This is a genomic window from Jeotgalicoccus psychrophilus DSM 19085, from assembly GCF_000425845.1.
In the GTDB taxonomy this organism is placed as follows: Bacteria; Bacillota; Bacilli; order Staphylococcales; family Salinicoccaceae; genus Jeotgalicoccus; species Jeotgalicoccus psychrophilus.
Map to the genome: position 1 here is coordinate 1 of NZ_AUEF01000027.1, position 10,312 is coordinate 10,312.

The following is a 10,312-nucleotide window of genomic DNA, read 5'->3' on the forward strand; positions in this document are numbered from 1 at the left end:
CAAAGCTCTAGGATTTTCAATGGACGCAGCGCATCACACACAGAAAAGGAAATTGGAATAAAATATAAGGGGGAAGGTTATGAAAGATTTTCTATTTTTATTTTTTGTAATGGTAGTTGTTTCAGTATTAACTTATTTCATCTTCGATAGAGAATTAAGTGATGTCCTAATTACTATTTTGGTTTTGACGATTGGATTAGGAGTAGGGAGTTTTATTAAATATCTGTTAGAGAAAAGAACAAAGAAAGAATAAAAAGGAGGAAGCTATTATAAATTTTTTTCTGCAATTAAATTTTTAGTTGTTGTTTTATTGTTTGTTGTTCTTACGCTTTTTGTTATTACAGAAAGTATTAATGCTGTGACTTATGTGCTATTAACTAGTCTTGGATTAATATATTTAATTTTCATTCACGGTAGATTACAAACAAAAAATGAGTAGGATTAAATAAAAAAAGGACAGTTAGAAATATGCTATATTGCCTTTTTTTGTTTCGCTGTTGGATCACATAAAAAGGAAGTTGGAATAAATATAAACGGAATATATACAGTTATTTTATAAATTTTTTAGGTCTTTTTTATCTTTGTTTTCTGTGGATTCTATATTTGAACGAACAATTAAAATAAAAAATAAAATTGGAAATATTAATAACCAAATTGGAAATACAAATACTGCTGTTTGAGACCAAAGATAAGTAATAGAAACTGCGAAAGACATCCAAATGAAATGTAATATTAACGTGTTTGTTTCGTTTTTGATTTTTTTCATCCCCTTTGGTTAGAATTATAATCTTTTATGAAATAAGGCGAGATCACTTTGAGTAATCTCGCCTTTCTACTCTATTTTGATACGTTATTCGTAATACTTATCATATAAACTATTGAACTGTACTTTCATTAAAGTAATAATATTGGAATCCTCATGAACAATATCCAGTATATCTGAACTAATTTTAATAATCATACTATCATTATAAAAATATAGTAAGTTACTATACCCCCCATTCGATATATATAGAATATAATTTAATATATCATTTTCTTTACAGTTCTTTATTTGATGAAAATTCAATATTTTGTTGTTATCTTCTTCGTCTTTTATTGATATAATTTCACATTCATTAGTTTGAAAAAAATCATTAACAGTACTTGTATCTTCCCTGTATTTCTCACCAAATTCCTCCACATTATCCAAGTAAATTAAATTTAAATAAGTACTTGAGATACTCAATAAACTAAAAATATTATTTAGAATATTATGATCTACATAATCAATATCAAATCTAATCCTATTATCCTTTGATACTAAGAAATATGGCGTTCCTCCACTTGTAGTTATACTCAAATTCAAGTTAGTAAATAATTGAGTCATTTAGTTTCCTATCCTCTTCATATTAATATCATATGTCCCACTTCTTGTTTTTTTTGCCCCCAAATTTTTAACGCTACTCGCACCTTTCCATACACCACCCGAATGACTATCGATATCTCGCGTAATATACTTCGGATTTTTACTTTTCTCATTTTTGTATACCGTCTGACCATGTGATGTGTAGCTTGTTTTATTATAACCTAATTTTTTGGCTGCATTTGTTGCAGCAGTACCATTAGTTTTGACAGCATTTTTAACTTTGCTTAAACCATGCTTTTTAATTGCTTGTTTAATACCAGATTTAGCAATAAGAGAAGCAATAGCTGCAATAAGAGGTGCTATGCTAGCCTCTACTTGTACAGAATCATAAAGTATTGACTCGCCTGTATTAATATCAGTAAATAGTGCAATGATATGGTCTTCATTATTGACTTCTATTAAATCAATATCAAAGGTTGTATCTACAGTATTACCGTACTCATCATCCATATATACATCTGCAGTAATATCTTCATTCTCTATATCAAAATTTAATGTCGTCTCCAATTCGATATCTTCAGTGTTGTACTCTGTCTCAACGATTACTACATCTTCTTCTCCAACATTAACTTCAATATTTTCTTCTGTGAATAAGGCATCAGCTTCACTGCTATCAACGCTTTCAATTTGATTCATTGCATGAACAGTATTAAAAATACCACCGTGTGTTAGTAAAACAATAAATACTAATAATGATAAAAATAACTTACCTAATAATATTTTCATTTCAGCACCCATACCTGACAATTCCGTTGCCAAAATACTTATGGTTACCCAGTCTCTCCGTATTATGATCTAAGTAGTCAAGTAATTCCTTTGTAGTTAATTTTGTTTTGAGTATTGCCAATAAATTTGTAAAATGCGCTGCACTATAAGAAGTACCACTAACATTTTCTAATTCCCCTAATGAATTAATGACAGGTACATTTACACCTGGAGCTACATAGTCAATGTAGTTTATTGATGAATATCCATACCTATTCATATTTTCATCAATGGCTGAAATAGAGATTACCTCCTTATATCTCGCTGGATAACCTGATTCGAAACCTAAACTATTTCCTGATGCTGCTACAAGAAGTATATTATTTTCTCCTGCTTTCTTTATCAATTTTTCAATCTTTGTATCATTTTCTGTAGTAGAAAAGCTCATATGTATGATATCTGGACTTTGTTCTAAAGCGTATTCTAGACCTCTTGTGAAACTTTCAATATTTCCTATTCCATTATGGTCTAAGATTTGTATGTCCAACACATCTAAATCGACGTGAACACCCATATGTGTGAAGTTACTGGTAGCTCCATTAATAATACTTAAGATTTGGGTTCCGTGATTATACACTGGGTTAACATCATTGCTGTTTTCAAGAGCATTGTATGTGGTAAAAGAAGTTCCATTAAATATATCGAGCTGTTTTATACCTGAATCTAATATTGCAATCTTAATGGGCCTTTTTTGCTCTTTATAATTGTATGAAGCACAATAAGTCTTTTCTACCGCCCAATCATTATAATTATAAGTGTTAATTGCATAAAATATAATTATTAATATTAAAGGAAAAGGTATCAAATTTTTAATTAATCTCCACATAACAATGTTCACCACAGTCTAATGAATGTTAAAATATATAATTACAATAACTTATATACACTATATATACATTCTTATGGAATGTATATAAGTTATTAATCATTATAATAATACTCATAAAAGATAAATACACTATAATCGTTTAATATCATTTCTATAGACTAGCTCTATGCTAAATTTGATTATAATAAATGCATAGTAATTACTACGAACTATTATAAAGTTACGCATAGTTACTACTGAAAACACTGTTATAATAAAGTTTAATGGATAATAATTACTAGTGTCGAACCTAGTAATTATTACGTGCCGTTACGTATAATAGTTACGAAATGAACTTCTTATACTAACTTATAAATCCTGGAGTGAAAAGGTATGACAAAGAACTATTATTCAACAAAATATATTGTAGAGAAAACAGGTCTAAAAGATTTTAATTTAAGAAAATATATTCGTGAGTTAGAGGATCATGGTTACAATGAAATTAAACGTGATGACAATAATCATCGTTTATATAGTCCGGAAAATGTAGCTGCAATTATGAGAATGGTAGAGCTTGTTCAAAAAGAAGGCTACAGTATTGCAGATAGTGCAGTGAATGTAGTTCAAGAGATGGATAGCATACATAGTACAGTCAACAACGGCTATATTAATAAGGCAGACAGCCTACCTAGTGATGGTCAAATAGGTGCTTTATATGAACTCATGAAGTTGATGTATGAAGATTTACAAACTATAAAAAATAATAATAAACAACTTTATGAAAAGCTAGAGAAACTTAATTCTGAGAATGAAAGAATAACAGGGATGTTAGAAAATACACATGCAATAAGCGAATACGATGAAAATGAAGAAATTATTTTAGATGAAAAACAACAAGAATTTTTAGATAAATCAGAAGTGAAAGAGTCTAATTCAGACCGTAACAACAACGTAATTCAGGATCATTACGCACCCGTAACGGAGAATGAAATAAACCTTACTAGTTTCGATAGTGAAAAGGGCAATGAAGACGATGAAACCAAGTCTTCAGAGGAAATTACTAATGATGGTAATACGTACGTAACTAATGATGATTACACACCCGTAACCAACTTAGAACAATCTGAGAGCCCTGCTAAAAAAGATGGGCTCTTCACTAGGATTTTAAAAGCTTTGAAAGGATAAATTACTGTTTGCAATTCGATAATGTAAGCGTTAATATTGAAATTAACTTAAATGAACGAAAAAAAAGAGTCATCCAGCATCATAATAAGTGTTAGCGCACTTATTATGACAGCTTAACCGTACGCACATACGGCAAACCTTTGGATAACTCTTATCGTGGTGGTTCGAATATTCTTGAATAATTTAAAGTTTATCGTATAAAGACGATTAATTCAAGATATTTTAATTAAACCTTATCACGATAAGTGTATATATTCGAGTGTTGCCGATAGAAATTCGGTAATGCTCTTTTTCTTTTTGAAGAGGAAGGAATGTATACGTAATGAGTATAACTATTAAGAACTATCCTGAAATTAACCTGTATGATTTGAGTAGCTACAAAAGCTCTAAGGATATGGACATCGCAGCAAACGAAATGAATAAGTATCTCAACGGAAAAGAGTACGCTTTATTAAACTTTATCCGTCAGAAGAGTGCTGCCCGATCCATTGGTGTAGTATCCCTATTACATAAAACTATAGCGAGTAATCTAGAATGGTCTGTTTCAACTGTTAAGCGCTATATAACACGATTAGTAAATAAAGGTGCGTTAGTCATCGAAAACTCTATTCGTCCAGTGAGCAAAGGATATGGGGCTTGTATATACATAGTTCCATCACTAGCATACTTTAATAAGACATATAAAGCGTATGTAGCTAAACAAAATGAGCTATCGGTTTTGAGCTACCGAGAACACCATTTAAAACAGCGTGAAAGTCAACAGACTCAAGCATTTGTTTATGTCTCTATGAAAAAACGTACTATGAATATTAATTACTATACTTTTAATATTTTAAGTACTACAAGTAATAACAATAATCTGAGCGATAAAGAAAGTTATAAAGTTCGCCAACATAATATTAAACACGCTAAAATTAAGCCGAGTGGACTACCTATAGAATTATGGGAGCAGTTTAGACCATTCTTTACAGAACAACAGCTATTACGTTTGTATAAAGTGATGATGAAAGAAGTCACAGAGTTTACTTATGGTCAAAACGCTTTAGATCAGTTTGAATTAATCGAGGTAATCGTGAACGCTTTAAACAGCTTAGTTCGTGCATTAAGAAGAGAACAACAAGGTGGTAAAAAGGTTTATAATATCTTTAGTTATGCGAAGAGTGTAGCTTATTCAAGTGCATTCAATTTATCAGAGTATGGAACACTGGATAGGTTTATAGAACCTGCTCCAACCAACTTTAATTTAATATAGAAATTCAGCCTCTTATTAAGTATTAGCAACAGGTTAGTAACGAAATTTTATTTCTTATATATATTTTATTTTACATAAGAAAACAGAATATTTAAATATCTCCTTTCCGAAAATTACATTTCTCGGAAAGGAGTATAACATAATTATAAACATTGGTATATAGAGGATAAGGATAGTTATTGTGAATTAAATAACGAATTGAATAATTTGTAATATAATTTCATTTAAATGATTAAAATTAGAGCGATTATTGATGAATATCTTAATAGTAGAGAGATTCAATTTTTTAAATACTAATGAATATTTCTTGTTCCAGATTTGTGATACTTCAGCTTTTCATTCCTTTACTCTAATACCTGCTAGTATAGAGGGTTTGATAGCTCATAACTGTGAACTTTCACCGTATTTCTATTTTAATATTTAGGCATGGACAACTTTATGCTTGCTTAGACCATAGACATAGAATGAGAAATGATTTCATTAATTTTGAGAAAATAAAAAGAGCCCTCTCGGGCTCTTTTTAAATTAATTATTAGCAGGTGGCAATCTGCATCTCTTTAAGACCTATTAACAATAGGCGTGACGGCTGCCTGTTCCGTCCTTAATAATTAATTTATTAAATAATTATTTCTAATATACATATATTATAACACAAAAATAAATAAGTTAAACACATAGCTTATGGAGAATTAGTACATCGTACTACCCTATTACTACGAATGAAAGCTTGTAATCTCTCTTGTTTAACAGGATAAGTCGAACGAAAACAAAGATTCCCATGTTTATCGCTTTGTGCTTTGATTGCGACTAAAACATTCTCCTGAGTATTTTGTATATATCCAAAATACTCTATACCGTGTCCTTTAGGATGTATCCCTATGAAAGTTGGATTGGCAATTATATTTGGCATTATATTTATATAATACTCAGCCTCTAAATGAAACTCGATGGCATGTTTATCTTTTACGTGATCGATGCGGTCATCCCACATAATTATTTTCTGGCCCACTTCTAAAGTATGAGATAAGATACCGAAGCTATTAAATATAGTGCAATGTTCTTTAGTTAAATATCCTATAGTGACATATCTATTTTTACTGAGTTCATTTATCAAATTTGCCACTTTATCTCTCCTCTTTATTAAAAGTGCTATATGGAAGTAAAAATGTGTGAGAAGAAGAGTCTTTTTCCAATTGGAAACGTGAAATTAAACCTTTATCTATCAACTCTTTAAGCCAATAAGATATTGTACGAGGAGATTTCTCAAAGTACTTACATATAGTTTCAATACTAATCCATGTTTCTCCTGTATTATTCCCACTACGCAACCCTAAATATATATATAATTTAAGAGCATTACCGGAAAGGTTTTTTAATAAAAATTCTTCTTTAAAGGATATAAAAATAGGAAAAAAACCCTCTGTTTCAAACTTATTTTCTTTCCATTTTTTATAATTATTATTTAATAGAGACTTTTTCCTATAGTTTGGAATTTTTTTAAAATCCATCTTATCACCCTTAAAAGTTGCAAACTAACAAGACGAAATCTTGTACGCTTAATTAATTTTTATTTTTAGCACATTTATCTGAAAATACCAACACTCAAAACTCTAACATTCGTACTCATCACCATTTCCATATAGTGGTATAGAAAAGAGAAATATGGTCATCATACATTGGCTGATTTATATAATCCTTTATTTGAGGAATATCAGGAAGAAATAATAAAATAATAGAGGGTGGCAGATTAGATGCCACCCTCTATTATTTCTCTTTAATAACTCTATAAACAGTACCTCGAGAAACACCAGCCATTTTTGCTATTTCTTCCCCTGTATATTCCTTTGAATTATATAGTGATTTAATCATGTCTTTCTTGTTCTCATTAATTCCAGGACGTCCACCTGTTCGACCTCGAGCTCTAGCTGACGCTAATCCTTTTTTTGTTCTTTCACTTAATAAGTTTGCTTCCAATTCAGCAAAGGCTGACATCATTGTAAAGAACATCTTCCCCATCGCATCATTGGTATTGATATTCATATCAACTATCTCTAAATCGATCTCATTATCTTCGAGATGCTGCGATAACTCAATCAATTGTTTTGTTGTCCGCCCAAGACGGTCAAGCTTTGTAATGACCAGTGTGTCACCCTCACGCATATAATCTAAGCATTTATCCAACTCTGTTCTTTTATATTTACGTCCGCTGACTTTCTCTGAAAAAATCCGATTACAACCGTAATCTTTCAGCATATCAATCTGACTATCTAGATTCTGATCCTGGGTGCTAACCCTTGCGTAACCAATTTTCGCCATATATATCACCTTATTTTCTTGAAATATTAATCATTTACTATACAGTTGTTCGCAGAAATGATTTTAAAATGCTCTGTGCGGCTTGCTAAATGTTATATAACTCAAAAGATTTTAAACTTTTGATACACAGATTATGATACAAGTAATGTAACATATATAACAGTGCAAAAGAACAATATTTATAAAGTGCCATTCTGTTACAATAACGGTCGTTATTTAAAACAGATAAAATAACAACCATACGAGCCCACAAGGACAAAAACTCTAGGCAGGGTTTTGTATACGCTCTGTTATGCATGTGTGAACTTTATAATTCCTTTCTGGGTCTCCTTTAATGGAACTTTTTTATTTATGGTGAATTGATTGATGAAAAAGAGATAGATTAATATACAATAGGTTTCAATAAACAAGCTATTTTTTTAGAGATTTATCTAATGAATAAGGTGATGAAAATGTATAAAGCAATAAATAAAAGTGTTTTTAAACGGGCTATAGTTTTCTTTGTCATCGCAATAATAGTGACAATATTGGGGATAGTAATAACTTACATGATTAATCCCGATATAAAAGGAGTAATGGAGTCCTTTGAAAACAAGTCCTCGGATCAAGTGAAAGAATCCACAGGGATTAACAAAGTATGGGCATATATTGTGAATAATGGATTCATAGTGCCTTTGCAAATGTTTATATTGGCTTTAATTCCTATACAGTTTATATATCTTGTAAATATAATATCAACTGCTCTTCTCCCTGGTATTCTGTTTGGAATTGTTTTGCATCTGGATTTTATAAAAGGTATTGAGATGATTGTGTCTGCTTCCCCTCATTATTTCACTGAAATTTTTGCTCTCTGTTTATTTGCAGCAGTTCTGTTTGAGTTAAATCGAGTGATTAGAACAAAAATTAAAAATGTATTCAAGAAAGATAAAGATCAGGTTTTTCTTGTTAAGAAAGTTTGGAGCATAATAATAATTTATTTGGTGTTGATATTGCCAATGATCATTGCAGCTGCATTTTTGGAAACTTACATAGCTGATGTTATATTTAATCTTTTTTAGAAAGAAATATCGGAAATTTAAAAATCAAAATCATTGCCTAGTTTGATAGGTTTTGTTTCGGAGTATATTATGCTTGAAGTGAAAATTAAAACAAGGAGAATTTGAATATGAGTTTTGCACTTATTTTAATGGTTGTGATGTATGCAGTGTTTATGTTTGTCTCATCCGGTAAGAAAAAAAGTAAATAAGTTAAATTCATTTTAAAAGGTATAGGACTATCCTGTGTCTTTTATTTTTTTAATAGATAGTTAAAGAGTCATGTATGTTTGAAGGCAGTCAGTGAGCTTGTATGAGCTAAATAAAGTAATGATGAGATATAAAATTAGAATTTAAAATAGAAAACAGTAAAACGATGGGGGGATTAATAATTAAAATTGGAAAATAAAAGTGTAAAGATCAAAAAAAATGAAAAGTAAAAATCAGAAATGCAGAAAAAAAGCGAAAATGAGTAAAACCTAAGTACTATTTATAAAGAGCATAAGGGGTTCGTGCCGTCACTACTGGTCGCTTTCGCTCCCAAACGTAGACGGGGTCGGCAGTGCCGACCCGAACCTTATGCCCTCATTAAAAATACGCTAAACACACTAAAAACATACATATTTTTGATAATAACATACAAATGAATACAAAATAGGTTATAATAACATACAAATAAATACCTTTTGGGTTTTATGTTTTTTGTATGTTATTTTTTAATGAAAGGAATGTAATGCGTTGAAGAAGGTTACTTTACGTTTAGATGAACAAGATTATAGTTTGGCAAAGGATCGAGCAGAAAAGATGAATATTTCTATGAACACTTATTTTATTGAGTTATTAAACAAAGATATTGAGAATAATATGTTTAACGATATTGAAACTCGAATGAATCGAAAAATTGAATTACTTGCTGAAGTGATGGAAGAACAAACAAGAGAATATATTAATAATAAAAAGTATCTTGGGGCTGTCCTAGATTTATTGATGGAAACATTAAATGTGGAGGTAATAGAAGATGAATAAAGGGAAACGAATTACAGTGTATATGTCTGAAGAATTACATGATGATGTGAAAGATTTTTTAGTTGATGATGATGAGTTTCGTTCTGTGAGTGAAATGGTGAGCAGTTTATTACGCAGATATATTGATCAGAAAGAAGTTTTGACAGATTCTAAAGTGGCCCAGCTTGAAAAGGATATGAAAGCAACGAACCGTCATGCAAGAATTTTAATGCAACAATTGACCACGCTGTTGAAGAAACAAGATGCTGTGCCGACTGAACTTTACAAAGATAGTTATTTTTATAAGAAGGCTGTAGAAATTATTGATGATGATTTCAGAAATCAAAAAATGAATCATCAACCAGTAAAAGAGCCAACAGAAACTAAATTGTCCTCTGATGAAATGTTTAAAAATATTTATGGGGATTAACACAGGAATTACGAACTGTTTATCCGAGAAAATTTTTTGTGAGTAACAGTCCTTGAAATATACTAAGAGCGCAAGCGAAAGTAGTAGCATTAGCTATTAATTTTCGCTT

The 10,312-nt window shown here is 30.4% G+C and carries 12 protein-coding genes; 6 read left to right on the forward strand and 6 right to left on the reverse strand.

The annotated features are described in order from the left end of the window. The first annotated feature begins 79 nt into the window (after positions 1–79). The gene (locus H625_RS13625) at positions 80–253 is read left to right on the forward strand and encodes a hypothetical protein (protein WP_156897213.1); all 174 of its coding nucleotides are present in this window, start codon (positions 80–82) and stop codon (positions 251–253) included. Positions 254–850: 597 nt separating this feature from the next. Here H625_RS13625 and H625_RS0108575 read toward each other — a convergent pair. The 3 genes from H625_RS0108575 to H625_RS0108585 are packed head-to-tail and all read right to left on the reverse strand — an operon-like array spanning position 851 to position 2,999. Beyond that, complete coding sequence (locus H625_RS0108575; protein WP_026859544.1) at positions 851–1,369, reverse strand: hypothetical protein; 519 nt, start codon at positions 1,367–1,369, stop codon at positions 851–853. Continuing rightward, positions 1,370–2,167, reverse strand: a complete 798-nt coding sequence (locus H625_RS13810; RefSeq protein ID WP_211222584.1) for an SAR2788 family putative toxin — start codon at positions 2,165–2,167, stop codon at positions 1,370–1,372. Next, positions 2,136–2,999, reverse strand: a complete 864-nt coding sequence (locus tag H625_RS0108585; protein WP_026859546.1) for a S8 family peptidase — start codon at positions 2,997–2,999, stop codon at positions 2,136–2,138. Before H625_RS0108585 ends, H625_RS13810 begins: the two co-directional genes overlap by 32 nt. A gap of 375 nt (positions 3,000–3,374) precedes the next feature. Between H625_RS0108585 and H625_RS12875 the strand changes: the two genes are divergently transcribed. Both H625_RS12875 and H625_RS0108595 read left to right on the forward strand, forming a co-directional pair. Continuing rightward, positions 3,375–4,166 (forward strand): MerR family transcriptional regulator, encoded by a 792-nt coding sequence (locus tag H625_RS12875; RefSeq protein ID WP_035785602.1) that lies wholly within the window; start codon positions 3,375–3,377, stop codon positions 4,164–4,166. 322 nt (positions 4,167–4,488) lie between these two features. Then, positions 4,489–5,418 (forward strand): hypothetical protein, encoded by a 930-nt coding sequence (locus H625_RS0108595; RefSeq protein ID WP_026859547.1) that lies wholly within the window; start codon positions 4,489–4,491, stop codon positions 5,416–5,418. 679 nt (positions 5,419–6,097) lie between these two features. Here H625_RS0108595 and H625_RS0108600 read toward each other — a convergent pair. The 3 genes from H625_RS0108600 to H625_RS0108610 form a co-directional block, all read right to left on the reverse strand. After that, the gene (locus tag H625_RS0108600; RefSeq protein WP_026859548.1) at positions 6,098–6,541 is read right to left on the reverse strand and encodes a PBECR3 domain-containing polyvalent protein; all 444 of its coding nucleotides are present in this window, start codon (positions 6,539–6,541) and stop codon (positions 6,098–6,100) included. A gap of 1 nt (position 6,542) precedes the next feature. Continuing rightward, on the reverse strand, positions 6,543–6,926 hold the full coding sequence (locus tag H625_RS0108605; protein ID WP_026859549.1) for a helix-turn-helix domain-containing protein: 384 nt from the start codon (positions 6,924–6,926) through the stop codon (positions 6,543–6,545). 256 nt (positions 6,927–7,182) lie between these two features. Further along, a complete protein-coding gene (locus H625_RS0108610; protein WP_026859550.1) occupies positions 7,183–7,734 on the reverse strand; it encodes a recombinase family protein in 552 nt (183 codons plus the stop codon). 452 nt (positions 7,735–8,186) lie between these two features. Here H625_RS0108610 and H625_RS0108615 point away from each other — a divergent pair, with 452 nt between their 5' ends. From H625_RS0108615 to H625_RS0108630, 3 genes are all read left to right on the forward strand, one after another. Further along, complete coding sequence (locus H625_RS0108615; RefSeq protein WP_026859551.1) at positions 8,187–8,792, forward strand: stage II sporulation protein M; 606 nt, start codon at positions 8,187–8,189, stop codon at positions 8,790–8,792. A 714-nt stretch (positions 8,793–9,506) separates the two neighbouring features. Beyond that, complete coding sequence (locus H625_RS0108625) at positions 9,507–9,794, forward strand: hypothetical protein (protein ID WP_026859552.1); 288 nt, start codon at positions 9,507–9,509, stop codon at positions 9,792–9,794. Continuing rightward, a complete protein-coding gene (locus H625_RS0108630; protein WP_026859553.1) occupies positions 9,787–10,203 on the forward strand; it encodes a ribbon-helix-helix domain-containing protein in 417 nt (138 codons plus the stop codon). The genes H625_RS0108625 and H625_RS0108630 overlap by 8 nt, the downstream gene beginning before the upstream one ends. Positions 10,204–10,312 lie beyond the last annotated feature (109 nt).

Excerpts from the sequence above, each read along its gene's own strand:
- H625_RS0108605 (WP_026859549.1), bottom strand. The coding sequence starts at position 6,926 with ATGGATTTTAAAAAAATTCCAAACTATAGGAAAAAGTCTCTATTAAAT.
- H625_RS0108615 (WP_026859551.1), top strand. The coding sequence starts at position 8,187 with ATGTATAAAGCAATAAATAAAAGTGTTTTTAAACGGGCTATAGTTTTC.
- H625_RS0108630 (WP_026859553.1), top strand. The coding sequence starts at position 9,787 with ATGAATAAAGGGAAACGAATTACAGTGTATATGTCTGAAGAATTACAT.
- H625_RS0108585 (WP_026859546.1), bottom strand. The coding sequence starts at position 2,999 with ATGTGGAGATTAATTAAAAATTTGATACCTTTTCCTTTAATATTAATA.
- H625_RS0108610 (WP_026859550.1), bottom strand. The coding sequence starts at position 7,734 with ATGGCGAAAATTGGTTACGCAAGGGTTAGCACCCAGGATCAGAATCTA.
- H625_RS12875 (WP_035785602.1), top strand. The coding sequence starts at position 3,375 with ATGACAAAGAACTATTATTCAACAAAATATATTGTAGAGAAAACAGGT.
- H625_RS13625 (WP_156897213.1), top strand. The coding sequence starts at position 80 with ATGAAAGATTTTCTATTTTTATTTTTTGTAATGGTAGTTGTTTCAGTA.
- H625_RS0108575 (WP_026859544.1), bottom strand. The coding sequence starts at position 1,369 with ATGACTCAATTATTTACTAACTTGAATTTGAGTATAACTACAAGTGGA.
- H625_RS0108595 (WP_026859547.1), top strand. The coding sequence starts at position 4,489 with ATGAGTATAACTATTAAGAACTATCCTGAAATTAACCTGTATGATTTG.